Below are 26,462 nucleotides of genomic sequence, written 5' to 3' on the forward strand. Positions count from 1 at the left end.
AGCTCAATGAAAGTAGGAGAGAGTGGATGCTGAAGAAATTTGAATATGCTGCCAAACGTGTAAAGAAAGGAGTGAATTATAAAGTATGGCAAGATGGGTACCATCCCATTCACCTTTCATCAAATGAGATGATTGACCAACTTTTGGTTTACATACATCAAAACCCTGTAGATGAAGGATATGTTTATGAGCCAGAGCACTACGTATATAGCAGTGCCAAAGATTATGCTGGGCTACCTGGTTTAATAGCATTACAAATGCTCACTTAGATTTGTCACGCTTTGCAAAAGCGCGCCAGAGGGGGTTATGCTGGAGGAAAAGGAATTTTGAATATAGATTATGTTTGACTTTAGGGGAATGGAGAATGGATACGAGCTATAAGCTCGCACCAGCAGGGGGGATTAGTTTAATAAAAACACAATATAAAGAACCCTAGAATTGTTGATTTGTTGTCTATATTTACGGTGATTATATAGTTTTTTTTGCAATGAAATATATTTTACCGTCGCTTGTGATAGCCTTTTTTTCATATAGTGCCTTCGCTCAGCAGGGTATAGGTATAGGTACGGACAACGTTGATGAATCAGCGGTTTTACAAATTGATTCCCCCACGGGAAAGCAAGGCATTTTGATTCCCAGAGTTGATATTGACCTGGTAGCCACACCAGCCAATGGACTTATTATTTATAATACGGACGATGCTGGAAGCTATGACAATGGTCTGTATATCTATGATAAAAATGTGACACCCAACCAGTGGAGAAGGCTTGTAATGTCACCAGCAGTGGAAAAAATAGATATGAATTCTAATCAAATCATAAACCTATCTGATGGTACGAATGCCAAAGATGCTGTAAATAAGGACCAGTTGGATGCTGTGGACTTGTCCAATATTAATCGTGACGGATCAGACGTCATGACGGGAGATTTGAATATGGGAAACCATAAGATCTTAAATTTGTCGGATGGGACTGGGAATAATGATGCTGTTAATTTGAATCAATTGAATGTAGTAAAAGCAGATTTGAATGGGGGTATCAATGATTTAGCCGATCAATTAGGGAGTGCAGCTGCAATTAGCATCGTAGCTGATAGTTATTGTGGAACTGGATTTACTGTGAGTTCATCGATTGTTGAAAAGGTTGAAGTTGGTAGTTTGGTTAAAATTAGTGGTTATATAATTTTTAATGTTACTGCAGAAAGAGATTGTATCTCGGTAAGAGTGACTAGCACCATCCCAGAATTCAACGATATATATACTCCAGATTTTTCATACGCTGAGTTGGCCATATATCAAAGTTCAGCGTATAACCGTGTTCCGGGTTCAGTCCAGGCTGTTAGGTCAGGAGGGAATAATTACTTGGTTTTTCGAAGATCTGATTATCGAGATGTTATTCATGATGGTTATAATTGGCGTGCACGATTCCAAATTTCCTACAACAAATAGAAAGGTTTACTGGTGTAGCAGTCACGCATAGCGCTGTCGCTAAACGCGGGCCAGTGAATACAGTTAATGAATTTATAATATGCTTGGAGCTAGTAGCGTTGATAATGCCCCCGCTGGCGCAAGCTTGTAGCTTGTGCTGTGTCGTCCTGATTTTACTTTACAAGTTAAGAGTAATTATAAAGGCACCAATCCGTCTCAAGATGTTTATCATTGTTTTTCTTGTTTTAAGTCATTTTTTGTGTGTCCCATTCGGTGCTAAATTTCACTTTTAAATTTAGTAATGACCTCAAAAAATTATTAATAATGAAAACCCTAACCTTATTTATAATTGCCGTAGTGGCTTTTTATTCTTTGCATGCCCAGCAAGGTGTTGGCATTGGAACTGACGATGTAGATGAAAGTGCAATTCTCGAAATTGAAAGTAGCACCAAAGGATTGCTAATACCTCGACTCACAACTACTGCTATGTATACCATCAGTAGCCCTTCTGAAGGACTATTAATTTACAATATGACAGCCAAAGCTATGTTTATATATTCCAATGGAACTTGGTCACAACTCGGAACGCCAAAAGGATCTATCGTGATGTGGTCTGGTAATATTGGTAGTCTCCCTGCGGGATGGGCGTTGTGTGACGGACGTTGGTACAATCCGCAAGACAATTCGGATAGAGGAGTTAGCGCTTCAGCGTATCGTACAGTTAAGACTCCTGACCTGAGGGCTCGATTCATTGCCGGCTATGATCCAGAGTACGATGGGGCTAATAATGCATATGATAATCCAGGAAATTTCAGTACCGGAGGAACAACGGATGGTGATACAGGAGGCGAATCTTCTGTGGTACTAACAACTGGCCAAATTCCTTCTCATAATCACACCTCCAGCACTGGAGGGAACCACAGCCACACCATCTCGGTCAGCAGTGGAGGTGATCACGATCATGTTCTAAGAACCTCCAGAGAATATAATCGTTATCCGGATCTGGTCAATGGGCCTGGAGTGGTCTTCACAGGCGGTGGTGATAGCGATATTGATAATATCGATTATGAAACTGTTAGCACAAAAGCAGATATCGAGAATGACGGTTCGCATACCCATACTGCCTCAGCAAGTACACATACTGGTCATACCCATACCATTGGATCTACAGGTGGAGGTGCAGGACATGAAAATAGACCTCCGTATTATGTGCTAGCTTTTATAATTAAACTCTAAAGCATGTACGCGAATTTTGATGCCTTGATACACAAGAGAATTTCAAAGAAAAAAACGGCCAATTGATCTAGTGATAGTATAAGTGTCGCCGAATCTGAAATACCAGATTTTATTAGGTTTCAAGTCATTTTTCAGGGTATTGCTAAATCAGTGTAATAAATAATGTTGCCTCAATTTCTTGCAATCTTATCAATAAAGGACTAGGTCAATTTAAGATTTTTAAATCCTTCAAATTTCCTTTTTAATTTGCTATTAATTCATGTATTTCTCTCTATTTTAGATGATAAACCTAACCGATTTATTTATGAAATACATGGTGCTAGTCCTCCTGATTGGAGGTTTTTTGCAGGCCAAGAGCCAGCAAGGCGTTGGAATTGGTACAGATGTGGTCGAAGATGATGCCACCCTGCAAATTGAATCTACCACTGGTGGTCTCCTTATACCTCGAATGTCCACGACACAAAGAACCACATTAGGAGCAACGTCCGCTGGCCTAATAGTATATGATACGAATCTTGAGGCATTCATCTACTTTGATGGTACAAACTGGCTCCGTTTGGTAGTACAGCCCGCTCAGCTGAATCTCGATATGAGTAATCATCAAATAGTGAACCTTTCTAATGGTACAAGTGCCAATGATGCTGTGAACAAAAATCAATTGGATCTTTCAGCTTCTGGTGTGGACGGAGACAATTTGAGTTTAGACGGTTCGGATCAAATGGCAGGAGTGCTCAACATGGGTAACTATAAAATAGAAAATGTCTCTGACGGGGTTAATGCCTCGGACGTAGCTACTAAATCTCAATTGGACAATTTAGAAATTCCAGAACTGTTTTCGGCTGTAGGAGGCTCTTCGTCCTTTGTTGGTGGGGTGAGATGGACTATCATTGATACAGGAAATACTGACAATAAGAAGGTGGATCTGACCGCATGGTCAGATATCAATCAAGGAGGAGGTAATGGTTATTTAACCATTCAAATTCGTGGTGGCAACACAAGCCCGGCTAACTCTACTGCAAACAGTCTAGTGCTGCAGCGAAATTTCAGACCCAATGTTTCGACTATTGTTTCTCAAGAGGCGTTAAATTTTGGTATTTTCAATACAAACTATCGGTATTTTCACATTCGGGTTGAGCCTAAGGATGGGGCTACTGTGGGCTACTACGGACTCAAAGTTCGAGTACTGAAGTAAGGTTATACAAAATCAAACGCAGATGGAGCTTTGAAGATCGGAGAGTATAGGCGGAGAGTTTAAAAGTACGAAAATATGAAGCAGTAAAAATCCCTGTTAAAGTTTATTGCATTAACAGGGATTTTTACTGCTTAATTTAAACAGGTTAGGCGTTTTTGTATGCCTTCTTGTTTTTCTTTTTGAATTCTTCTACTAATACGTCCAGCGCATCCTTATAAACTTGCAATACTTTAGCACTTACATCTTCAGGACTCGCTCCGTCGCTCATTTCTACACCTCCTACAGAAGTTTTTGTAGAACCTACTACGATTTCAGTTTTTTCTTTGATTTCGAATTCTTGTACTACTTTTCCTTTGCTGTCTGCAATCGCTAATTTGATGACAGTCGTCGGTTTAATTTTACCTCCTACTTCAATTCCCATGGCGCCTACTCCCATGCCACCTTTATACATTTCTACTTGGTAACTCATATAAAAAGCTTCTCCTGGAGCACTTTTTAAAACTTTTTTGAATTTGTATAAATGTGGGTATGCTCCGAAATAGTAAATTTTTCCTGCAAGTTTATCTTTCGGTTCAATGGTGATTTTGAGTTCTTCGCCAAACGCTTTGTATGTCATATTTTCGATCTCAGTATATACTGTTTCTCGAAGTTTGTCGGTGCGTTCGTCGCCAGTAGTAGGGAAGTCGGATACTGCATCCCCCAGATTCTCACTCATATCTCCAGCTATATCTTTAGCAAGGTTTTGAAGAGTAGCATTAGGAGCTACGGTTTCATAAATTTCCGATGATAAACTAATATCGAAATAGTTAAGCGTTGCTTTGTCATTGATTTGAGCAAAATTCACATTTGAAATCAGGCAGACTAGTAATGTTAGATTGATTTTATTCATAGTTGTTTTTATAATTTGATAATTAATGAAGGGCAAGGATAATCTATAAAAATTAAAAAAATTAGTATAAGAATCACATTTTAAAACTTTATTTAAAATTACTTGAATCCTTTCAAGCACTGCTTTATTTTCGCGACTTCCAAAGGCTAGATTTGATTTATAATTTACTTTAATTAAATAATGAACTTGCTTTTGATGTCATACTAGCCAATGCATGAACTTGGAACATTGGCCTTTTGGCTAGTCTTAAATGTAGTGAAGGAGAATTATTGAACTAACCTGATTTTGAAAACCATGCCTATCAAATTTTGTTTCTATTTGAAATTTCAAATAGTTGCCTTTCTATTAATTCTGGTATTTATTCAATCTGTTTTTAGTCAACAAGGGATTGGTATCGGTACCGACAATGTCAATGATGATGCCATTTTGGAAATTGATTCTAGAACAGGTGGATTGCTCATACCAAGAATGACGACTGATGAGCGCAATACTATAAATCCTTCATCTCAGGGTTTGATAGTATTTGACATCGAACACCAAGCTTTCTTCTACTGGGATAAAACGGAAAGTATATGGAGGAAATTAGTAGATACCGAAGAGGATTTGGATGTAGAGTTAGGTGCTAAATCAATTAGTGCAAGCGACTATGGATTAAATGCTACAGGAAACGGACCCGTCCCAAAAGGCGGAATTATCATGTGGTCTGGAGCGACGGATGCAATTCCATATGGTTGGGCCTTATGCAATGGTAGATGGTATAACCCAAATGATAATACTGATTCAGGAATTAATAGTTCAGGCACAAGAACAGTAAAGACGCCTAATCTAACAGGTCGTTTTATTGTAGGAGCTGGAGGAATTTATTCGCCAGATGCAACTGGTGGAAGTAGTAGTGTCACATTAACTACTACTCAAATGCCTGCTCATACGCATGATAAAGGATCTTTATATACCAATACTACTGGTAATCACAGACACTCCACCAAGATTAATAATTTGGGTTTGGATCACAAGGGTTCTGCAACGGAATTAGGTAGAGGTCAAGATCAAACAAATGCCCAAGTCTATTATTCAGATTATCAAGGAAATCACTCACATACGATCTATGGATCAACTGGATCAACTGATAGTAATGGATCACATGAGAACAGACCACCGTATTATGCACTCGCTTACATTTTGAAAATGTAAATGATGAGCTATGGTTTGGCCTCTAAAATTTAGAAAAAAATACCTAAGACATCAAATTGCTCAACTGAAAATAGAGGCAATCAGTGATAACTTCCTTATGGTCTAGCATTGTATTTTATTTAGTTTTTTTGGTATTAGCTAATACCTAAAATTACGACCTAATCATAAGCGATATGTTCTGTAAATAAATCAAAATAACAAATATCGAATCAGTTGATCGAGTGAAAAATGTTCAACAGGTTCGCACTTTAACAATTAAAACAATTAAATAAAATGAAACTAACGAGTAAAAAAAACACTATGTTCTTAGCCATTTGCACAATATTTTTTATGGGTTGTTCGGATGATGATTCAAACGAAGATCAAATATTTGATGTAGTAAGTGAAGTCGTTTACGATGGAGAAACTTATGGTTTGGATAAAGGATATATCTACTTGGGTGGTGAAAATTATGATAACCAAGGAGAAATAATGGATGATAGTTTTATTATAGAGGCTTCTCTTGTGGCTTCTGGTTTGAGTTATATAGCACATGAGGATTGGGTTGAATTCCAAGGGTCGGGTGTGTTTTTGTCTATTGATTTCAATTCATCAGAAAAAAGCAAATTGGCAGATGGAATTTATGAGTTCGCTGGGAAATTAGACAACCGTGATGCGCTGACATTTTCAGGTGGAAATTTCACCACAGATTTAAGTGCATTAGCAGACAAAGATAGTTATGACGAAATTACTGGAGGTACCGTTAAAGTATCGAATGAGGATGGTGTAGTTACATTAGCCATTAATATGACAACTGAAAATTCTACGATCAAAGGAAACTTTTCTAATACCACCGAGGTAATTGAGCAATAACCTGGTGCAGTAGAATACTTCTTGATACTTTTATAAAAAAACCAAGGTCTGAATTTAAAATTCAGACCTTGGTTTTTTTATGGCTGTTACAGTTGAATCAACATTTAACGCTCGGCTTTTTCCATTGGGAATAAAATGAAGAGGTGAGATTAGTAGATACTTGAAATTTGTTTTACCTCATCTTTTAGTTTCAATATGCCAACAATTTAAATTTTACTCTTAAGTTTTCGACGTTTCATCGAAAACTAAGCATAAGTAGTGCGATATAGGGTATAAATTGCTGTAAAATAGATTTCAATTATAATAACCCCTAAATGATCAATTTGAAATATTGTTTTGCAGCCTTCAGCTTTTCAATTCTAATTTTTTCTTGCAAAAGCGCAGACGTATCTACAAATGAAATGTCTTATGCTTACGTAGTTTTATTTGATGAAAATACCACCCCTTTTGAAATTGATGAATTGAATCAATTTGAGACTAAAGAACTAAAGAGAACCAGCCGTTCTCAAAATCTTTGGCAATTGAAAATAATTACAACAAAACCCGAGGATGAGATTCGGGAACTACTGTCAGATTGCCCTTCAATTTTAAAGCTTAATAAAATTGAGAATATAGCCGAGGAACCTACTAACTCTATCAATTCTAAAAATGGAAAATCTAAACCAATCAAAAACTAACTCTGAACATTAAAATGAAAAATTTTACAATCATTATTACCTTGTTTGTGTCGTTTAATTTGAACGCCCAGAATCAAAAAAAAGAAATATTGAACAATGTGGAAGTTTCTTCCACAAAAGCATTTTTTCTGGGTAAAACGGAAAAAATAATAGATTTAGTACCAATTCGGTCTACAACCAGCGCTACCAAAAACCAATACAGAAAAGATAAAGCCACTCCACCAAACTTTAAAAATCGAGGGAAAAGTAAGGTTGTCCGACCTGAATTGGAGCATCTAGGGCCAGATCCTATAAGGCAAGTCTCTATAGAGAATAATAGGGGGGTAGCCATAGATCCAATCATCAATATTGAAGGAAAAAAGAATGGTTCGCACCCGCATGATCCAACTGGTGCCGCTGGATTGACTTATTATCTTCAAGCAATCAATTCAACGCAAATTGGAGTTTACAATAAAGATGACGGTACATTGGCTTTATCCTTTACAGGAAATACTTTATGGTCAACTCTAGATGAGTCTTCTTTAGGAGATCCTATAATTCTATATGATTCGGAGTATGATCGTTGGTTGATTACGGAATTTGCTGACCCTGCGAACTTATTAATTGCAATGAGCGATTCTTCTGATCCTACGGGTAGTTATTACGTATATTCTTTTTCCACTCCTGAATTTCCAGATTATCCAAAGTATGGAATATGGACTACTTCTTACATTCTAACAACCAATGAAGGATCCACCGGTGCATTGCATCAATATTTCTTTGATCGTGCGGCTTTGATCGCTGGAGACGAGAGTGTTACTATGCAACGAGTTGAGATTACAGGTAATACTAATACAGAAGCAGGCTTTTATGTGACTACACCAGTTAACTGGGTAGGAGAAGCGAACCCTGAAGACAATCAGGCGATGGCAGTTAAAATAAATGATTCTTCTTGGGGGGAAGTAGATGATGATGTAGTCGAAATTTTTGCATTCGATATTGATTTCGAAGATGTGGAGAACACCACGGTAACTAAAACTTCAATTATAACGACACCTTTTGATAGCTATCCATGCGATGATTTAGTTGAAGGCACATTTTCTTGCTTATCCCAAGGATCTACAGGAGGTTTAGATGCAATTCCCGAAGTAATTATGAATGTACCTAACTACAGAAATTTTGGTACACATGAGTCAATGGTTTTGAATTTTATTACTGATGTTAATGACGGAAGTAACCTTTCTGGAATACGTTGGATGGAATTGAGACGTACCGATGGTGATTGGGAATTGTATCAAGAAGGCACATTTGCTCCAGATGACAATCTTCATAGATATATGGGATCAATCGCTATGGATGGAAATGGAAATATTGGTTTAGCCTACAGTGTAAGTGGCCCTGAAGAATTCGCTGGAATTAGATTTACGGGACGATTTTCTGACGACCCTTTAGGAGAAATGACAGTTGAAGAATATGAAGTAGTAGAAGGGAATAGTGCAATCAGTAGTTATCGATTTGGCGATTATTCACACATGAGTGTTGACCCATCGGATGATATGACCTTTTGGCATACTGGAGAATACGGAGGAAATGGTTCTGGTAGTGCGAGGACTAGAATATTTTCGTTTAGGTTGGAAAAGAAGGATTATGATTTGTCAATATCAGATATCATTTATCCTGAGACATCTAGTGAACTTACGGATTCTGAATCTGTAGTCGTGGAAATTGAGAATACTGGAAATTTTACCGCTGAAAATTATACTTTGACACTGTATTTGGATGGAGAGGAAATACAAGAGGCCATTGATGGGACATCTTTAAGTGAAGGCGAATCTCTTGAATACACTTTTACTACTTCAATTGATCTTTCTGAAATTGGCGATTATTTAGTTGAAGTAGAAATTCTTTATGAGCAAGATGAGTCAAGTAGCAATAATAACTTTAAGAAGAATATTAGTCATTTGTATGATACAGATGTAGCCATAGAACTTGAATTACCTTCGACCGTATGTCTTGAAACTTTGGATGGTAAGGTCCTGCTCACCAACAATGGTCAGACTACTATAACGACTGCCTCTATAGACTTGATGAATGATGGAGAATTCCAAGAAACAGTAGAATGGTCAGGTTCAATTGAAATGGAAGAATCTGAGGAAATAGAGATTGTTTTTGATGATTTGACATCCGGAAACAATAATCTTTCTGTTGTTATTAATGAAGTAAATGGTTCTGAAGGAGATGAGAATTCTGAAAACAATACTTCAAATGCAGAAGTGAGTATTGATAATACCAAGAAACAAGTAAAGTTGAAATTGACATTGGACAGTTATCCAGAAGAAACCACATGGCATCTGAAAAATGATGAAGATGAAATTATTTTCTCTGGTGGTCCCTATGAAGGAGAAACAGGCACTATTTTAGAGGATTTATGTGTTGACGAAGTAGGGTGTTATACATTCACTATAGAAGATTCATATGGAGATGGGATCTGTTGTGATTTAGGTGAAGGTTCTTATATAATAGAAGATGTTGAAGGTAATGAACTAGTAATTGGGGATGGTATATTTGAATCTTCAAAAAGTGATGATTTCTGTCTGGAATTTGAGTGTCTTCTCACAGCTACCTTATCAACTTCAGATGATATTGGAGGGGAAGGCGGATCCATAATGATTGATGCACAAAGTGGTGAAGATATTGAATACAGCATAGATGGAGGTTCTTCATTTAGCACCAAATCACTTTTTGAAAACTTGGAAGCTGGAGACTATTCAGTAGTTATTAAGTCGGATCAAGGTCAATGTATCATTGAAGAAAACGTCACTATTTCCTTTGTGTTAGACACAAGTCCAATTTTGGATGGCCTAAAAATTATCCCTAATCCTTCCAATGGAATTTTTAAGCTGCAGTTACAAGGGTATAATTATATTGATGGATTTTTAAATATTGAAATACTTAACATCAATGGACAAATTATACAGAAAAGGAAATTTAGCAGATATAACGAATCCTTTGAAGGAACTATTTCACTTTATGCCTATCCAAATGGTATCTATTTTATTAAACTCGTAAACTTAGATACTAATCGTCTGATTAAAGTGGTAAAAAATTAATCTAATATAGTCTGGAATAGAAGAATGAGTAGAAAAGAAAAGCCCCATGTCTGATGCTCAGACATGGGGCTTATTAATATTATATATATACGACTTACTTAACAGCCTTCGCGATAGTCTCCCCTATATCTGCAGGAGATTTTACCACGTGAAGTCCGCATTCAGCCATGATTTTCATTTTAGCTTCAGCCGTATCGTCTGCGCCACCGATGATCGCACCAGCATGACCCATTCTTTTTCCTTTTGGAGCAGTTTGTCCAGCGATAAATCCAACAACTGGCTTTTTGTTACCTCCTGCTTTGATCCATCGTGCAGCATCTGCTTCGTAGTTGCCACCGATCTCGCCAATCATGACGATAGCGTCAGTTTCAGGATCGTTCATCAAAAGTTCAACTGCAGCCTTGGTAGAAGTACCAATGATTGGATCACCACCGATTCCTATGGCAGTAGAAATACCCAATCCAGCTTTCACTACCTGATCGGCAGCTTCATACGTCAATGTACCAGACTTAGACACGATACCGATTCTTCCTTTTTTGAAAACAAAACCTGGCATGATACCAACCTTAGCCTCTCCTGGAGTGATTACCCCTGGGCAGTTAGGTCCGATCAAAGTCACGTCTTTGTTCTCCAAATATTTTTTAGCAGCTACCATATCTTTCACAGGAATACCTTCTGTGATCGTAATGATTACTGATATGCCTGCATCAGCAGCTTCCATGATCGCATCAGCGGCAAATGCTGGTGGTACGAAAATAATTGAAACATTAGCACCAGCTTGGTCCACAGCTTCTTTTACTGTATTAAAAACAGGTTTGTCTAGATGTTTTTGACCACCCTTGCCAGGAGTTACTCCACCTACTACATTGCTTCCGTACTCGATCATCTGCGTTGCGTGAAAGGTACCCTCAGTGCCAGTGAAGCCCTGGACTATGATTTTTGAATCTTTATTTACTAATACGCTCATGCTATTTCAATTTTGTGCAAAAATAGGATAATATATGGCATAACCAAAGGTTAAAGCGGAGTTGCGTACTCCGAATAATCATTAATTTGAGTTCAATTTTAAATGTAAAATTGTTATTGGACTGTAGACCAAATAATTAGGCAGTTTTAGTGTAAGTAACAGACATGTATTTGTCGATAAATTCTCGAATACAGCCATCTCCACCATCTTTAGTTAGGACCATATCTACATAAGAAACTACTTCATCAGCTGCATTGGCAGGGCAAGCCGAGAGTCCCACTTTTTTCATGGCTGGAATATCATTGAGGTCATCGCCAATGAATGCGATTTCATTCATATTCAATTCTAATTCCTCACACCATTGTTCGAGTATCTCGTCTTTTTCTTCTAAGCCCGTATAGATGTGAGAAATGCCTAGCATTTTACCTCTGGCTTGAATAGCTCCTCCTGAAAAACTATGGCTGACGATCCCGACTCGAATTCCTTTTTTAAGGAGCATACGAATGCCGAGCCCATCTCTGGCATGAAACTGCTTGAACTGATGGCCTTCTTCGGTCACATTGATGCGACCGTCCGTCATGGTGCCATCCACATCCAGGACAAGCATTTTAATTTTTTCTGTGTTGATCATGTTATTTGAATTGATAAGAGATACCTATTCTAAGATCATTTTCGAATTCTTTAATGTTGCCATCCGTATTTTTCAATCTATTCAAAATACTCCTTTCGTATCGAGCTAATAAAGAAACAGAGCCAATCGGGTAAGTCAATTGAATTGGAATTATTATGTTGAATGGACGGATTGAGTTGTTTTCTGTTTTAAAGTCATCTGATTTTTGCTTGTATATGATTTTTGAAGAAATCGCATATTGGATAGCTAAACCTGTAGCAATACTTAGCTTATTTAGGTTTTTAGATAAAAGGGCACCCAATTGAATGTTGAAATTTTGGTTGATTGTTTTTAGTGACCCTAAGTCACCACCAACAACGTCAACCAATTGAGTTTCATTTCTTAATTTGATACGGCTGTATTCTAACAATACCTCATAAGTCAGCCATTCATTCTGTTCATATCCACCTTTCAGAAAAGCACCCAGGCCCATGTTGTATGGGTTTTGAAACTCCTGATCTGTTGATACGCTTATGACTGTTGAGGAAAAGCCGCCAGCTATGCTTGTAGTAGGTTGGGCATAGCTAACAATAGGAATGAAAAAAGTAGCGATAATTAATAATATTTTCATTTCTTACTCTTTTATAAGATTGTATCTTTCGGTCCTGCCATTTACAGTTACGTCCATAATGTAGGTTCCGGATTTCCATCCTGCTGCAGTTATTTCATAATTATTATTATCAGTAGCACTCAAAGATTCTTTTATTACTGGATTTTCATCAGGTGGTAAGTTGTCCCACAACACTTGATCATCCTCTGGGTGATCCAATTTTCCATAAATACTTACCTCCAATTTTGTCTCTTTCTGTGCCTGTACATTTATGAATACAGAATTATGAAATGGATTCGGATAAACGCTAATATGAGCATCAGAAATTTCTACTTCTTCAGTATGACAAGAGATACAAAAAAGCATCGAAAACAAGACGGAAAAGAAAAGCTTCATTCAAGAATTTTTTAGCAAGCTACGAATTTATGCAAAGCGTCATATCTAACAAACTATTGTGTTCCTATCTTTTTTTAGAATGCTTTTCAGAGACTAACCCTTGCGCTTCAGCGAAAAAACAAATTGGGAGGCATTATAAAAGTTTTGCAATTTGGATTTATTGCTATATTGGCAAACTCAAAAGAGTGGACGGCTTAAAATGGTAAAGAATAGGCTGAATTGTTAAGAAATTTTAAATAACGGATATGTCAAAGCAAAAAGGGAGTATGATCGTGCCAATCGCAATAGTAGCTGGATTATTTGCCACATTAGGGTTTGTCACGTGGGTGAATGGTGCTTTGATACCTTTCATGAAGTCAATTTGTGAGTTGACTGATGCGGAGTCGTTCTTGGTAGCTTCAGCTTCATATATTTCATTTTGTGTCATGGCGCTTCCGGCGTCTTTCATTCTTCAAAAAACCGGATATAAGAAAGGCATGTCTTTGGGGCTACTACTGATGGCAGCAGGAGCTTTAGTATTTATCCCAGCGGCTTCTTCGAGAACTTACTTTGTATTCCTAACTGGTATCTTCATTCAAGGAGCCGGTATGACGCTGCTTCAGACAGCGGTGAATCCATACATTACCATCTTGGGTCCGATGGAAAGTGCCGCGAAGCGTATTTCCATTATGGGCATTTGCAATAAAGCAGCCGGTGCTTTGGGTTCCATTATCCTCGGTACGCTTTTGCTTTCAGGAATTAATGAAAAGAACGAGTTGCTGGCTTCGGTTGGGGAGGCCGAGAAAGAAACGCTACTCAATACCATGGCCAGTGGAGTAGTTACTCCATATATTGTGATTGCTTGTGTACTGGGATTGCTGGCTGTATTGATCAATTTGGCGCCGCTACCAGATATTGAGGCACCGGAGTCTGAAGAAACTTCTGACTCGGGTGAAGCGAAGACTAGTATATTTCAGTTTCCTCATTTGTGGTTGGGCGTGTTGACCTTATTTACTTATGTAGGTGCTGAGGTGATTGCAGGTGATTCTATCATTAAATATGGGATTACCTTAGGACTTGATAATGCTGAATTTTTCACCTCTTTTACTTTAGGAGCGATGATTTTGACTTACTTGTTAGGAGTAGCATTAATCCCAAAATACATCAGTCAGGAAACTGCATTGAAAATCAGTGCAGGGCTGGGCATAGTATTTTCACTTTGCATCTTATTTACCTCAGGTTTTACCTCTGTATTGTTTGTAGCCTCATTAGGAATAGCGAATGCATTGGTTTGGCCGGCTGTTTGGCCACTTGCACTTAACGGGTTAGGGAAATTTACAAAAACGGCCTCTGCGCTTTTAGTGATGGGGATTTCTGGAGGTGCTATCATTCCACCTTTGTATGGTGCCCTAGAAGATGCAAAAAAGGCAGCCTTAACGGCAGAAGGAGCTGCAGATGCTGCAGCAACAGCAGCTACTGGTAGTTATTGGATTTTATTACCGTGCTATGCTGTGATCTTATTCTATGCTTTTTCTGGGCATAAGATAGGCCTGAAGAAAGGTTAAAAGAAAATAGTTAAGAATTTGGGTTAGATGGCCGTCCTGATGGAAGATTGGGGCGGCTTTTTTGGTTCATAACCAATTTTGACCGATCATATACTTTGCATTCCTAAGTGTTTTGTTTTGATCTATATTGGTTGGATTAACAAATCAACAATTACTCATGAAAAAACTCAAAGTACTAAAATACTTCAGTAGTGCAGTCCTATTAGCGCTTATGGCGTCGTGTGAATCGACAACAGATCAAACTACAGCAGTCCCAGGAATCAACCTTGCGATGATGGACACTACGGTGAGCCCTGCAGATGATTTTTTCAAATACGTGAATGGCAATTGGCTGAAAAATGCCCAAATCCCAAGTGATAGAGGTCGTTGGAATAGTTTCGATGAAGTTCGCGATGTTAATAGTCAAACCGTATTAGATGTATTGGAAAAAGCCGCGAAAAGCGGTAAGTATGTTGCAGGCAGCGACCAGATGAAAGCAGCTGATTTTTATAGTGTTGGAATGGATTCTCTCTTGGCAGAACAAGTGAGCATTCGACCAATTCAGTCTCAGCTAGAAGAAATTGCAGCTATTGAAGACACGGAAGATCTCCAAAAATACTTGGCAGCTCAAGAAACCTATGGTGGAGGTGCATTCTTCAATTTTTTTGTCAGTCCAGATTTAAAGAACAGTAAGGAAATGGCAGCCTATCTCAGTCAAGGAGGTTTGGGATTACCTGATCGCGATTATTACACCAAGACCGATGAGAAGTCAAAAGACATCAGAGCTAAATACTTGACGCATATCACAAAGATGCTTCAGTTTTTAGGTGACACCGAAGATAATGCTTCGGCTCAGGCTGAAAGAATCATGGCCATCGAAACCAGAATGGCAGAGGCTTCCATGACTAATGTAGAGAGAAGAAACACACCAGCCCTTTATAATCCTATGTCATTGGATGAATTGAGTGAACGTGTGTCTGCTGTTGATTGGGCTACTTATTTAGCAGATATGGGTGTGGAAAATATCGACACTTTGATCGTGATGCAACCCTTATTCATGGATGAGTATGAAGCAATTACCACTGAAGTACCTATTGATGAGATCAAAGAATACTTAAGATGGGATTGTTTGAATAATGCGGCTAACTTCCTGAACTATGACATTGTGAAAGCTAATTTTGATTTTTACAGCAAGGAATTGAGAGGTGTTGAAGAAATGAGACCTCGATGGAAAAGAGTCATTGGCACGACCAGTGGTGTTTTAGGTGAAGCAATCGGCAAACTCTATGTAGAGGAAGTATTTCCACCAGAGGCCAAACAAAAAGCGACCGCCATGGTGGACAATATCATGCAAGTCTATGCTGAGAGAATAAAGGCGTTGGATTGGATGACAGATTCTACTAAAATCAGAGCATTGGAAAAGCTGGATAAAATGTCAGTGAAGATCGGATATCCAGACAAGTGGATTGATTACTCAAGCATGGTGGTCAATACCGACCCTGAGAAATCTTCTTATTATGACAATATCATCGCAGCACAAAAATTTGATTTCCAATATGAGCTAAATAAAATGGGCAAGCCAGTGGATAATTCGGAATGGGGCATGACTCCTCAAACCGTTAATGCAGGCTATCACCCGCTGTACAACTCAATTACTTTCCCTGCCGCTATTTTGCAGCCTCCATTTTATAATTATAAAGCTGATGAGGCAGTCAACTATGGTGGAATAGGAGCAGCCATCGGGCATGAGATTTCTCACTGTTTTGATGATAGCGGTAGCCGATTCGACGCGGATGGCAATTTGAACAATTGGTGGACTGATGCTGATTTGGAAAATTTTCAGGAAAGAACAACCAAGTTGGTTGCACAATTTGATGCCTACGAACCGTTGGATAGTGTTTTTGTCAATGGCAAATTCACACTGGGTGAGAATATTGGAGACCTAGGAGGAATTTATGCTTGCTATTATGGGTTGCAGAAACATTTAGAGCAAAATGGCGATCCAGGTCTAATAGATGGCTTCACTCCTGAGCAACGTTTTTTTATTAGCTGGGGCACCATTTGGAGAGCCAAATACAAGGATGATAATTTGAGAACATTGATCAACACGGATCCACATTCTCCTGGTATGTATAGAGCCAATGGGCCACTTTCGAATATGCCAGAGTTTTATGAAGCATTTGATGTAAAAGAAGGAGACGCCATGTGGAGACCAGAAGAAGACAGAGTCTTGATTTGGTGATACCTGATTTTTGAAGCAAAAACCTTTAAAAAAGCTATTCAACGTCAGTTGGGTAGCTTTTTTGTTTGTCAATCTTTAGCATTCATTTGTTTAATATCTGTCTAATTGTTCTACCTTGCACCTTTTTGAACTAATTACCTTTAACGATGATGAAATTAAAATCCACTGTGAGTGGTGTAGCGTTGTTATGCGCAACTTTTCTCTTTAGCTGTGAGACAGCAAAAGAATCTAGTGAAGAAGAAATTGAGATGGTCAGCCTTGACCTTTCATTAAGAGATACCACTGCACTTCCAAGTCAAAACTTTTACCGCTATGCCAATGGTGGCTGGTTAGACAAAACAGAAATTCCTGCTGATCGTTCGGCATGGGGTAGTTTCCATGAGCTATTCGAATACAACGAAAAGGTATTGAGCTTTGTACTCGAAGAAGCCACTAAGGGTGAATTGTACGATGAGAATTCAAACGAAATAAAAGCGGCTAATTTCTATGCTTCTGGAATGGATTCATTGGGCATTGAAGCGCAAGGAGCAAAACCATTGATGCCGATGTTGGCTCAAATCGATAGAGTAGGCAGTAAAGATGATTTAGAAAGTACCTTGTCAGCATTGCAAATGATCGGTATTACACCGTTATACAATATCTATGTGGGTATTGATGACAAGCAAACAGATCAGTATATCATGAATTTGACTCAGTCTGGACTAGGTCTACCTGATAGAGACTATTATTTCCGAGAGGACAACACTGGAAAAGATATTATCGCTGGGTACAAGGCGTACATGACTAAACTTTTTGTGTTAGTAGGAGGGGATTCTACTACAGCCGCTGCCAAAGCTGAAAATATTTTTGCTTTGGAATCTAAGTTGGCCGAAAATTCAATGACAAGGTTGGAGCGTAGAAACCCAGAAACTACTTACAATAAGTTGACCCTAGAAGATTTGCAGGCTAAGAGCGACTTTATTGACTGGAAAAAGTTTTTCAGTGGAATTGGCGTAAATGACATTAGTGAGGTGAACGTAAACCAAATCGAATATATAGCTAAAATGCCTGCAGTAATTGAAAGTACCGAACTTTCAGATCTAAAGGACTATCTCAAATTAAGATTTATTAGCTCAAGCTCAGGTTACTTGTCTAATGATTTTGTAATGGCTGGTTTTGACTTTTATAGTAAACAATTGTCTGGTCAAGAAGAGATGAGACCAAGAGCCAAAAGAATGGTTAATTCCACAAATGGTAATTTGGGCGATGCATTAAGTAAGCTATATGTGAACGAAGTATTCCCTCCAGAAGCGAAAGAAAAATGCTTGGAGATGGTCAATAATATCAAAGCAGCCATGCACAACCGAATTGATCAGTTGACATGGATGAGCGAAGAGACTAAGAAGGAAGCTCACATGAAATTGACTAAGCTCAAAGTGAAAATTGGATATCCTGACAAGTGGGAAGACTATAGCAGCATTGAGATTACAAAGGACAACTATGTGCAGAATAGATGGAATGCCAATACATTCTCTAATGAAGAAAACTTTGGCAAACTTGGGAAGTCCATAGATCCAGATGAATGGCATATGGCTGCTTCTGCAGTAAATGCATATTACAATCCTCCTGCTAATGAAATTGTATTCCCAGCAGGGATTTTACAGCCTCCTTTCTATAATTACAAAGCTGATGAAGCGGTGAATTATGGTGGGATAGGTGCTGTGATCGGGCATGAAATTACACATGGATTTGATGACAGCGGCCGTAAGTACAACCATGAAGGCGAATTGAAAGATTGGTGGACAGAAGCGGATGCAGAGGAGTTTGATCGAAGAGCTCAAATCATGGTGGGGCAATATGATGCCTTTACCGTTCAGGATACACTCAATGTGAATGGTAAACTAACTTTAGGCGAGAACATAGCTGACCTTGGTGGAATGCTGATTGCCTATGATGCTTTGCAGATGTTTTATGAAAAGAACGGTAGGCCTGAAAATATTGATGGAATGACGCCAGAGCAAAGATTTTTCATGTCTCAAGCGACGCTTTGGAGAGGCAAATACAGACCACAGCTCGAGCAGCGGTTGCTGATTGGAGATACGCACTCACCAGGTAAATTTAGAGTAAACGGTCCAGTGTCTAGCATGACAGCTTTCTATGAAGCGTTTGGAATCGAAGAAGGAGATGAATTGTGGAGATCACCAGAAGAAAGAGTTGATATTTGGTAATTCGCTGATTTCCTTTTAGATTATCTTCTACAACTAAAACAACATTTCATGGGTAGAGGAGACATAAAAACAAAAAAAGGTAAAATTAGCAAAGGGTCTTTCGGCGTGAGTCGCCCACATAAAAAGAAAGCAACCACATCTGAAAAGCCAAAAGCTAAGGCCAAAGCCAAAAAGAAAAAATAGTCCTGATTTCAGGACTATTTTTTTTGTCCTCACTTCTATTCCCAAGCAATTTGATAATTTAGCGGTTCGATAGATTTCAAATGAAAAAAGTATCCGTATACCTGCTCTTGATTTTAGGCATTTTCATCTCAAATGAGACGCATGCTCAAAGAAAAACCTATGTGGGTTTGAAAAGTGGATATAATCTATCTTCAGCTTATTTTTTCCATTCATTTAACGGGTCTAATATAGTAACAGGATTGGAAGGTGGATACCAGGGAGGTATCATTGCGATGAACTATATCCGTCACCATATAGGCTTACAAGCCGAATTGCTTTACACCCAAAAAGGCTGGAAACAAAAGTTTGACAATGGAGAGCCGGATTTCATCACTGAGCTAGACTACATTGAAATACCACTTTTGGTCAACCTACACACCGGTAAAAAGCAGCTTCATATTTATGCGAATGCAGGATGTTTTGCAGAGTTCTTAGTGAATGTAACCCAAAGTACATTACCATCCGATACAGGAGATCAACAATTTTATCCCTTCGATGAATCCAGAGATCATAAGTTTGGGTATGGCTTTAGAGGCGGTGCTGGTGCATTTTATGATTTTGACTTTGGAACATTGATGCTGGAAAGTAGTTTTTCGTTTAGCTTGAGCAATATGCTCGAACCTGGCTCTTTGTCATCGGGCATTCCTAATACATCCAACAATCTGGTATTTGGCGTATCAATAGCTTATATGTTCTCCTTTGGGGAATTATAGGAATAGTACTTTTACCACATTATATTTATAGGTGATACAAACAACGGATTACCCATGAATATTCGATTTCTTAAATATTCCATAGTATTTATTATTCCATTTGTTGCCTATTTCTCTATCAATACGTCTGGTTGGTGGACTTTCAGCACCGCTATTTTGGTATATGCTTTACTCCCTTTCTTAGAGTTATTCTTTCGTGCCGATCAAAAAAACTTAGATCAGGCGCAAGAAGAACTGTTAGCCAAAGACCGCATTTATGATTATTTGCTGTATTTGGTAGTACCTGTTCAGTTTGCCTTACTTTTTTATTTTGTGTCTGTTATTGGCGTTATAGAAAGCACACCGTTAGAGTTAACAGGGCGCATACTTTCTATGGGCATTACTTGTGGTGCATTAGGTATCAATGTGGCACATGAGCTGGGTCATCGCAAAAATAAATTTGAAAGGTTTTTGGCGAAGTCGTTACTGCTTAGTTCTCTTTATATGCACTTCTACATCGAGCACAATAGAGGTCATCATAAAAATGTTTCAACTCATGAAGATCCTTCATCTGCACGAAGGGGAGAATGGGTGTTTTTCTTTTGGTTTCGCTCCATGATCATGGGATATATTTCGGCATGGAAAATAGAGACAGCACAAATGAAAAAGAAGGGCTACAGCTCTATCTCTATTCATAATGAAATGCTAAGATTCCAACTGATACAATTGGCTTTTTTAGTCTTGATTTATTGGGGTTTTGGCTACATGCCAATGATCTATTTTCTTGTAGCGGCTCTGATAGGAATCATACAGTTAGAAACTGTCAATTATATTGAGCATTATGGATTGAGTCGTACACAAAAAGAAACTGGACAATATGAGCGCGTGCAGCCATGGCACTCCTGGAATTCTAATCATACGCTTGGTAGGCTATTTCTTTTCGAACTCTCTAGGCATTCAGATCACCACTTTCTGGCCAGTAGGAAATACCAAATTCTTAGTCATCATGAAGCGAGTCCTCAAATGCCAACTGGATATCCCGGTATGATGTTACTATCTATGGTTCCGCCTTTGTGGTTTGTAGTAATGCATAATCACATCGAGCGGATAAATAAGGAAAAGGCTTAGTTGATTAGAGTCTGGCGTAATCCTTTACAAACTCAAGCGCTCTTTCGTCCATCCAAGAAGTTTTAGATCCCAGTTTAAAGAAACCAACATGACCGCCTTTTCTAGGTGTTTCCAGATGTAAGTATTCATGATATTTACAGGCTTTATAAGGGTAGCATTTTTCTCCAAGGAGCGGATCGTTTTTTGCATTCACAATTAAAGATGGCAATCTGATACCTGCATAGTGAAGATCGGAAGTAGCGGTACGGTAAAAGTGTCTGCTGTTTTTAAAGCCGTGTAAGGGAGCAGTATACCTTTCGTCAAATTGGCCAAAAGAAATAATCTGATCAATACCATCAATATTTACTTCACTAGGGAATTGATCGTGTTTTTGTTTGACCTTTTTGATCATTTTTTTAAGAAACCGCTGTTTGAAAAACCAGTTTTCTCTAAAAGTCAGCTGATGCGCACTATCCCAAAGATTGCAGGGGACAGAAAAAGTAGCCGCAGCTACGATATGTTTCGGAACACCAGGCCCATATTCTCCGAGGTATTTGAGCGTAGTACTTCCTCCCATCGAGAACCCTACTAAAACAATTTTTTTATAACGTCTCGTATCTATCGCATGCGTAATGACTTGCTCTAAATCTTCCGTATCTCCATGGTGATACAGCCTTAGCTTTTTATTGATCTCTCCACTGCATGACCGGTAATTCCATGCTAATACATCAAATTCATGATTATTAAAATGCCGGGCACAACTTTTCACATAATGACGATCTGAGTTGCCTTCCAAACCATGAGAAATTATAACTAAACGTTCATGCCCAGATTTTATCCAATCCAGATCCAAAAAGTCCTCGTCGGGAGTTGAAATTCGTTCGCGCTCATATTTAACGCCTTTAACTTTCCTGAATAAGCTAGGAACAATGGTTTGTAAATAACCATTCTTAAGGAAGTCTCTAGGGGAGTCGTATGAGGAGTAACCGTATATGGACATATTTCTCCATACAATTTATAAACTTGTTTAAGGATATCATATAAATTTTTATGGTATTAACGGTTTTGTTTAATTGTGATACGTAGAAGTACAGAAATCAGCAAAAAAAGTATATTTTATTACACCTAATCATCTCGGCTTATTCTATTTTTGAGAGGTTAAAAGGAAAAATATGGCAGATTATATACTAGGAATTGATATCGGTGGCACCAATACTAAATATGGCCTTGTAGATAAGAAAGGCAATATGATTGCTGAGGGTACTTTTGCCACTCGTGCGCATGAAAATGTGGATTCATTCTTAGTTGAGCTAAAAAAAAATATTCTTCCATCCCTAGAGGGTAAATCTGTCGTTGGTGTAGGCGTAGGTGCTCCTAATGCTAATTATTTTGATGGTACGATCAAGCAAGCTGCCAACATTACATGGGGAGATAATGTTCCGCTTCAGAAATTGATTAGTCAAGTTTTCGATTTGCCAACGGTTTTAACCAATGATGCAAGTGCCGCCGCGCTAGGTGAAATGAACTTTGGTGGTGCGCAAGGCATGAAAGACTTTGTGGTATTTACATTAGGTACGGGTCTGGGTAGCGGTATTGTAGTCAATGGCGAGATTGTATATGGCCATAGTGGGATTGCAGGAGAGATTGGACATGTAGGTGTTAACCCTGATGGAAGATACTGTGGTTGTGGTCGAAGGGGCTGTTTGGAGACTTATGTATCCGCTACAGGTATTAAAAAAACCGTATTCAAAATGATGGCTGACTATACACGGCCTAGTGTATTGCGTGATGTGAGTTATAATGACATGACGGCTGAAATGATCACCAATGCCGCAAAAGATCATGATTATATAGCAATCAAAGCCTTCGAATATACGGGGCAAATTTTCGGACAAAAGTTGGCAGATACTGTTGTGCATACTAGCCCAGAAGCGATCTTCCTTTTTGGAGGATTAGTGAATGCCGGTGATTATTTGCTCGATCCAGCCACGTACTACATGGAAAAATTCATGTTCAAACCTTTCAAAAATACAGTAAAACTTCTCCCTTCTTCCTTGATGGACCGCAATGCAGCCGTTTTAGGCGCCGCTGCTTTGGGTTGGAAGGAGTTTAAAAAGAAGTAGTAAGTAACAAACCTTCTGGATTTTTCTAAAAAGACTTTCTGTAATGGGCTATCGAATGCTGTTGCATACAAGTTATGATGAACCTGGTATCAGGTTTCGGTAGTCTGAATCATTCCATCTACCTTTGCCACTTATGAGTCAGGCACCCTTAGTCGAGGATAAACTATTCACCCGTTTCCATGAAAATATCGATGGAATAGAACTGCCCAAGCAGTTTACCTATCCTTTCTTCTATGAGCCACATCCCTTGTGTCTGATGGCTGCAAAGCAACTTCAAAAGCATTTGCTGGAGCAAAAAGATTGGCAGCATGATTTTGGGATTGACCGCTGGGTGGATGGTGTCAACATTGGGAAAATGTTTGGCGTGCTGTTGGTTCAAAATCAAGAAGGAGCAATTGGTTTTTTGTCTGCTTTTTCTGGAAAATTAGCGGAAGAGCATCACTGGCCTGGATTTGTCCCTCCTGTAGTGGACTATCTGACTGTTGATAGCTTTTTTAGAAAAGGAGAAAAAGAGATTGAACAAGTCAGTGAAGAACTGAGGGAATTGTTGAATTCCGAAGAGTATCTTGAAGCTGTTTCAGAATGGAACAAAATTCAAAAAAAAGCTCAGGAAGAGATATCTTCATCAAAAAAAAATCAGAAGGAAGCCAAACAGAAAAGAAAATTAAGGCGAGAAAAAGAGAAAGCCTCAATGTCTGCTGATGCCTTTGAACAGTTGGAGGCTAAACTCAAAGAGGAGAGTATGCAGCTGCATTATCAAAGTAAGGATCTAGCGAGAAAGTGGAAAAAAGAGTTGATTCAGCAAGAAGCGGAATTCAAAATTTGGGAGGAAAAAGTTCAAGCGCTGAAGAAGAAACGACGAAACTTGTCAAATGAACTCCAGCAGAAAATTTTCGATCAGTATCAATTTTTGAATATTGAAATGAAGACCCGCGGGGTTTGTGATATCTTCTCTGAAACAACTTTTAAAGTGCCTCCGTCTGGGGCTGGAGATTGCGCTTTGCCTAAGTTGTTGCAATATGCTTTTCAACATCAATTGAAACCATTGGCAATGGCTGAATTCTGGTGGGGTCAGTCGCCTAAGTCCGAAGTAAGGAAACACAGCTTTTTCTATCCTTCCTGCAAGGGAAAATGCGAGCCTATTCTGTCCCATATGTTAGAAGGAATGGAAGTAGAAGAGAGTCCAATGATGCGCGTTTCTACAGAGGAAAAAGTACTAAATGTCGTGTATGAAGACGAACATTTATTGGTTGTTAACAAACCTCATGAGTTTTTGTCGGTTCCGGGAAAGTCAAATGCAGATTCGGTATTGGCCAGAATGGCTAAGAAATACCCAGAAGCTACTGGGCCTCTTTTAGTGCATCGTTTGGATCGCGCCACTTCAGGATTGCTGTTGGTGGCGAAGACTAAAGAAGTTCACAAAGACTTGCAGGATCAATTTTTGAAAAGAATGATAAAAAAGAGATATGTGGCACTTTTGGAAGGTATTCTCAAAGAAGATTCGGGTACAATTGACTTGCCGCTTCGACCAGATATCGAAGACCGTCCGAGACAGTTGGTGTGTTTTGAGCATGGCAAGCCTGCCGCCACAAAATGGAAAGTTGTTAAAAGAACTGCCAATCAAACTCTGGTTCATCTCTGGCCTTTAACTGGCAGAACACATCAGTTGCGAGTGCATGCCGCTCATCAGGACGGACTGAATACGCCCATGGTGGGGGACGACTTGTATGGTAAGTCTGATGCCAGATTACATTTGCAAGCGGCAGAGCTGTCTTTTATTCATCCTGTCACACATGAGGAATTGAATTTCGTGCTGGATTCAGAATTTTAGAATAAAAAAAGCCTTTCTGACGAATCAGAAAGGCTTACCTATAATTTTTTGAATCAATTAATCTTCCAAAGCAGCTACTCCCGGCAATACTTTGCCTTCCATGTATTCTAGCAATGCACCACCGCCTGTAGATACATAAGAAACTTTGTCACCGTAGCCCAAATTGTTAATCGCAGAAGCAGAATCTCCACCTCCGATTAGGGAGAATCCATTGTTCTCAGTCGCAGCGACTACTGATTTGGCAATAGATTCTGTTCCCGTTGCAAAATTTGGGAACTCAAATACACCCATTGGTCCGTTCCAAAGTACAGTTTTAGAATTGGCAACTACTTCACTAAACATTTTGATAGTTTCTGGTCCGATATCCAATCCCATCCAGCCGTCAGGAATTTTATCTCCATCTACAAAATCTGAATTTGCATCATTATTGAAGTCATCAGCAATTTTGTTGTCAATAGGTAAATACAAATTCACCCCTTTTTCTTTGGCTTTGGCTTCAAGCTCCTTAGTCAGTTCTAGTTTGTCATCCTCACAAAGTGAATTTCCAATCTGCCCACCTTTGGCTTTAGTAAATGTGTAAGACATACCTCCACCGATGATCAAGTTGTCTACTTTATCAAGTAGTTTTTCAATGATCATGATCTTATCAGAAACTTTAGCTCCTCCCATAATCGCGGTGAATGGTCTGTTTGGGTTGTTCAATACTTTTTCAGCATTGTCCAATTCTGCTTGCATTACATAGCCACACACTTTGTCAGAAAAATACTTGGCCACTATTGTAGTTGAGGCATGCGCACGGTGAGCCGTACCAAATGCGTCATTTACATATACATCACCAAGCTTAGAAAGCTTTTCAGCAAAAACATCATCACCTTTAGTTTCTTCTTTATAAAACCTTAAGTTGTTGAGTAGTAAAACTTCGCCTGCTTGTAAGCCAGCTGCTAAATCAGTCGCATCTTGTCCAATACAATCTTCTGCGAATTTCACTTTTGTACCAAACCTTTCGGATAATGTATCAACCAAGTGTTTTAAAGAGAATTTTTCTTCAGGACCAACTTTTGGTCGGCCCAAGTGACTCATTAAAATAGCAGATCCTCCATCAGAAAGAATCTTCTTAATGGTTGGCGTTGCCGCTTTGATTCTGGTGTCGTCCGTAATTTTAAATTCTGCATTCAAAGGCACGTTAAAATCTACCCGTACTAAAGCTTTTTTGCCTTCAAAATTGAATTGATCAAGTGTGTTCATTGTAATTCGTGTTTATTATCTAATAAATTTTTAGCAATCATGGCCATTGGTAAGGAGAGTGAAGGTTAATTCTCTTTAGTCATTTCGACGGAACGGAGAAATCTTAGCGTCATTTTTCTTGATTTCGATGAGATT

22 protein-coding genes and 1 pseudogene are annotated in these 26,462 nt (G+C 38.7%); 16 read left to right on the forward strand and 7 right to left on the reverse strand.

Annotation, left to right across the window (positions count from 1 at the left end; translation table 11 throughout):
• The 4 genes and pseudogenes from ABJH98_RS03415 to ABJH98_RS03430 all read left to right on the forward strand — a co-directional run.
• Positions 1-269, forward strand: a pseudogene (locus ABJH98_RS03415) (transposase); the annotation flags it as partial.
• 218 nt (positions 270-487) lie between these two features.
• Positions 488-1,447, forward strand: coding sequence for a hypothetical protein (locus ABJH98_RS03420; protein ID WP_348306225.1), 960 nt, complete (start codon positions 488-490; stop codon positions 1,445-1,447).
• 303 nt (positions 1,448-1,750) lie between these two features.
• A complete protein-coding gene (locus ABJH98_RS03425) occupies positions 1,751-2,662 on the forward strand; it encodes a tail fiber protein (RefSeq protein WP_348306226.1) in 912 nt (303 codons plus the stop codon).
• Positions 2,663-2,942: 280 nt separating this feature from the next.
• A complete protein-coding gene (locus ABJH98_RS03430) occupies positions 2,943-3,854 on the forward strand; it encodes a hypothetical protein (protein WP_348306227.1) in 912 nt (303 codons plus the stop codon).
• Positions 3,855-3,999: 145 nt separating this feature from the next.
• Here ABJH98_RS03430 and ABJH98_RS03435 read toward each other — a convergent pair whose 3' ends face one another.
• Positions 4,000-4,743, reverse strand: a complete 744-nt coding sequence (locus ABJH98_RS03435) for a hypothetical protein (protein WP_348306228.1) — start codon at positions 4,741-4,743, stop codon at positions 4,000-4,002.
• A 318-nt stretch (positions 4,744-5,061) separates the two neighbouring features.
• Here ABJH98_RS03435 and ABJH98_RS03440 point away from each other — a divergent pair, with 318 nt between their 5' ends.
• From ABJH98_RS03440 to ABJH98_RS03455, 4 genes are all read left to right on the forward strand, one after another.
• On the forward strand, positions 5,062-5,934 hold the full coding sequence (locus ABJH98_RS03440) for a tail fiber protein (protein WP_348306229.1): 873 nt from the start codon (positions 5,062-5,064) through the stop codon (positions 5,932-5,934).
• A gap of 273 nt (positions 5,935-6,207) precedes the next feature.
• Complete coding sequence (locus ABJH98_RS03445; protein ID WP_348306230.1) at positions 6,208-6,786, forward strand: hypothetical protein; 579 nt, start codon at positions 6,208-6,210, stop codon at positions 6,784-6,786.
• Positions 6,787-7,100: 314 nt separating this feature from the next.
• On the forward strand, positions 7,101-7,463 hold the full coding sequence (locus tag ABJH98_RS03450) for a hypothetical protein (RefSeq protein WP_348306231.1): 363 nt from the start codon (positions 7,101-7,103) through the stop codon (positions 7,461-7,463).
• A 14-nt stretch (positions 7,464-7,477) separates the two neighbouring features.
• Positions 7,478-10,552: a T9SS type A sorting domain-containing protein gene (locus ABJH98_RS03455; RefSeq protein WP_348306232.1), complete on the forward strand. Its 3,075-nt coding sequence runs from the start codon at positions 7,478-7,480 to the stop codon at positions 10,550-10,552.
• Between the two features lie 94 nt (positions 10,553-10,646).
• Here ABJH98_RS03455 and sucD read toward each other — a convergent pair whose 3' ends face one another.
• From sucD to ABJH98_RS03475, 4 genes are all read right to left on the reverse strand, one after another.
• Positions 10,647-11,519 (reverse strand): succinate--CoA ligase subunit alpha, encoded by an 873-nt coding sequence (gene sucD / locus ABJH98_RS03460; RefSeq protein WP_348306233.1) that lies wholly within the window; start codon positions 11,517-11,519, stop codon positions 10,647-10,649.
• Between the two features lie 136 nt (positions 11,520-11,655).
• Positions 11,656-12,150: an HAD-IIIA family hydrolase gene (locus tag ABJH98_RS03465; RefSeq protein WP_348306234.1), complete on the reverse strand. Its 495-nt coding sequence runs from the start codon at positions 12,148-12,150 to the stop codon at positions 11,656-11,658.
• Between the two features lies 1 nt (position 12,151).
• A complete protein-coding gene (locus tag ABJH98_RS03470; RefSeq protein WP_348306235.1) occupies positions 12,152-12,760 on the reverse strand; it encodes a hypothetical protein in 609 nt (202 codons plus the stop codon).
• Positions 12,761-12,763: 3 nt separating this feature from the next.
• A complete protein-coding gene (locus tag ABJH98_RS03475; protein WP_348306236.1) occupies positions 12,764-13,135 on the reverse strand; it encodes a hypothetical protein in 372 nt (123 codons plus the stop codon).
• Positions 13,136-13,380: 245 nt separating this feature from the next.
• Between ABJH98_RS03475 and ABJH98_RS03480 the strand changes: the two genes are divergently transcribed.
• From ABJH98_RS03480 to ABJH98_RS03505, 6 genes are all read left to right on the forward strand, one after another.
• Positions 13,381-14,679, forward strand: coding sequence for a sugar MFS transporter (locus ABJH98_RS03480; RefSeq protein WP_348306237.1), 1,299 nt, complete (start codon positions 13,381-13,383; stop codon positions 14,677-14,679).
• A gap of 157 nt (positions 14,680-14,836) precedes the next feature.
• Positions 14,837-16,900, forward strand: a complete 2,064-nt coding sequence (locus tag ABJH98_RS03485; RefSeq protein ID WP_348306238.1) for a M13-type metalloendopeptidase — start codon at positions 14,837-14,839, stop codon at positions 16,898-16,900.
• 146 nt (positions 16,901-17,046) lie between these two features.
• Positions 17,047-19,107, forward strand: coding sequence for a M13 family metallopeptidase (locus tag ABJH98_RS03490; protein WP_348306239.1), 2,061 nt, complete (start codon positions 17,047-17,049; stop codon positions 19,105-19,107).
• 48 nt (positions 19,108-19,155) lie between these two features.
• Positions 19,156-19,290 (forward strand): 30S ribosomal protein THX, encoded by a 135-nt coding sequence (locus ABJH98_RS03495; protein ID WP_348306240.1) that lies wholly within the window; start codon positions 19,156-19,158, stop codon positions 19,288-19,290.
• An 80-nt stretch (positions 19,291-19,370) separates the two neighbouring features.
• The gene (locus ABJH98_RS03500) at positions 19,371-20,042 is read left to right on the forward strand and encodes a porin family protein (protein WP_348306241.1); all 672 of its coding nucleotides are present in this window, start codon (positions 19,371-19,373) and stop codon (positions 20,040-20,042) included.
• A gap of 54 nt (positions 20,043-20,096) precedes the next feature.
• On the forward strand, positions 20,097-21,149 hold the full coding sequence (locus ABJH98_RS03505; RefSeq protein WP_348306242.1) for an alkane 1-monooxygenase: 1,053 nt from the start codon (positions 20,097-20,099) through the stop codon (positions 21,147-21,149).
• 4 nt (positions 21,150-21,153) lie between these two features.
• On the opposite strand, the gene ABJH98_RS03510 is transcribed toward ABJH98_RS03505, so the two are convergent.
• Positions 21,154-22,128 (reverse strand): alpha/beta fold hydrolase, encoded by a 975-nt coding sequence (locus ABJH98_RS03510; protein WP_348306243.1) that lies wholly within the window; start codon positions 22,126-22,128, stop codon positions 21,154-21,156.
• Between the two features lie 172 nt (positions 22,129-22,300).
• On the opposite strand from ABJH98_RS03510, the gene ABJH98_RS03515 reads away from it, so the two are divergent.
• On the forward strand, positions 22,301-23,251 hold the full coding sequence (locus ABJH98_RS03515; RefSeq protein ID WP_348306244.1) for an ROK family protein: 951 nt from the start codon (positions 22,301-22,303) through the stop codon (positions 23,249-23,251).
• A 133-nt stretch (positions 23,252-23,384) separates the two neighbouring features.
• The gene (locus ABJH98_RS03520) at positions 23,385-25,082 is read left to right on the forward strand and encodes a pseudouridine synthase (RefSeq protein WP_348306245.1); all 1,698 of its coding nucleotides are present in this window, start codon (positions 23,385-23,387) and stop codon (positions 25,080-25,082) included.
• A 57-nt stretch (positions 25,083-25,139) separates the two neighbouring features.
• On the opposite strand, the gene ABJH98_RS03525 is transcribed toward ABJH98_RS03520, so the two are convergent.
• Positions 25,140-26,327, reverse strand: a complete 1,188-nt coding sequence (locus tag ABJH98_RS03525; protein WP_348306246.1) for a phosphoglycerate kinase — start codon at positions 26,325-26,327, stop codon at positions 25,140-25,142.
• Between the last annotated feature and the right edge of the window lie 135 nt (positions 26,328-26,462).

The sequence above is a fragment of the Reichenbachiella sp. genome (assembly GCF_039969095.1).
Lineage (GTDB): Bacteria > Bacteroidota > Bacteroidia > Cytophagales > Cyclobacteriaceae > Reichenbachiella.

What these genes read in the sequence shown, in the direction of transcription:
- ABJH98_RS03510 (WP_348306243.1), bottom strand. Translation starts at nt 22,128, where the DNA reads ATGTCCATATACGGTTACTCCTCATACGACTCCCCTAGAGACTTCCTT.
- ABJH98_RS03495 (WP_348306240.1), top strand. Translation starts at nt 19,156, where the DNA reads ATGGGTAGAGGAGACATAAAAACAAAAAAAGGTAAAATTAGCAAAGGG.
- ABJH98_RS03445 (WP_348306230.1), top strand. Translation starts at nt 6,208, where the DNA reads ATGAAACTAACGAGTAAAAAAAACACTATGTTCTTAGCCATTTGCACA.
- ABJH98_RS03475 (WP_348306236.1), bottom strand. Translation starts at nt 13,135, where the DNA reads ATGAAGCTTTTCTTTTCCGTCTTGTTTTCGATGCTTTTTTGTATCTCT.
- ABJH98_RS03435 (WP_348306228.1), bottom strand. Translation starts at nt 4,743, where the DNA reads ATGAATAAAATCAATCTAACATTACTAGTCTGCCTGATTTCAAATGTG.
- ABJH98_RS03470 (WP_348306235.1), bottom strand. Translation starts at nt 12,760, where the DNA reads ATGAAAATATTATTAATTATCGCTACTTTTTTCATTCCTATTGTTAGC.
- ABJH98_RS03525 (WP_348306246.1), bottom strand. Translation starts at nt 26,327, where the DNA reads ATGAACACACTTGATCAATTCAATTTTGAAGGCAAAAAAGCTTTAGTA.
- sucD (WP_348306233.1), bottom strand. Translation starts at nt 11,519, where the DNA reads ATGAGCGTATTAGTAAATAAAGATTCAAAAATCATAGTCCAGGGCTTC.
- ABJH98_RS03430 (WP_348306227.1), top strand. Translation starts at nt 2,943, where the DNA reads ATGATAAACCTAACCGATTTATTTATGAAATACATGGTGCTAGTCCTC.
- ABJH98_RS03485 (WP_348306238.1), top strand. Translation starts at nt 14,837, where the DNA reads ATGAAAAAACTCAAAGTACTAAAATACTTCAGTAGTGCAGTCCTATTA.
- ABJH98_RS03500 (WP_348306241.1), top strand. Translation starts at nt 19,371, where the DNA reads ATGAAAAAAGTATCCGTATACCTGCTCTTGATTTTAGGCATTTTCATC.
- ABJH98_RS03490 (WP_348306239.1), top strand. Translation starts at nt 17,047, where the DNA reads ATGATGAAATTAAAATCCACTGTGAGTGGTGTAGCGTTGTTATGCGCA.
- ABJH98_RS03425 (WP_348306226.1), top strand. Translation starts at nt 1,751, where the DNA reads ATGAAAACCCTAACCTTATTTATAATTGCCGTAGTGGCTTTTTATTCT.
- ABJH98_RS03450 (WP_348306231.1), top strand. Translation starts at nt 7,101, where the DNA reads ATGATCAATTTGAAATATTGTTTTGCAGCCTTCAGCTTTTCAATTCTA.
- ABJH98_RS03515 (WP_348306244.1), top strand. Translation starts at nt 22,301, where the DNA reads ATGGCAGATTATATACTAGGAATTGATATCGGTGGCACCAATACTAAA.
- ABJH98_RS03455 (WP_348306232.1), top strand. Translation starts at nt 7,478, where the DNA reads ATGAAAAATTTTACAATCATTATTACCTTGTTTGTGTCGTTTAATTTG.
- ABJH98_RS03420 (WP_348306225.1), top strand. Translation starts at nt 488, where the DNA reads ATGAAATATATTTTACCGTCGCTTGTGATAGCCTTTTTTTCATATAGT.
- ABJH98_RS03480 (WP_348306237.1), top strand. Translation starts at nt 13,381, where the DNA reads ATGTCAAAGCAAAAAGGGAGTATGATCGTGCCAATCGCAATAGTAGCT.
- ABJH98_RS03505 (WP_348306242.1), top strand. Translation starts at nt 20,097, where the DNA reads ATGAATATTCGATTTCTTAAATATTCCATAGTATTTATTATTCCATTT.
- ABJH98_RS03520 (WP_348306245.1), top strand. Translation starts at nt 23,385, where the DNA reads ATGAGTCAGGCACCCTTAGTCGAGGATAAACTATTCACCCGTTTCCAT.
- ABJH98_RS03465 (WP_348306234.1), bottom strand. Translation starts at nt 12,150, where the DNA reads ATGATCAACACAGAAAAAATTAAAATGCTTGTCCTGGATGTGGATGGC.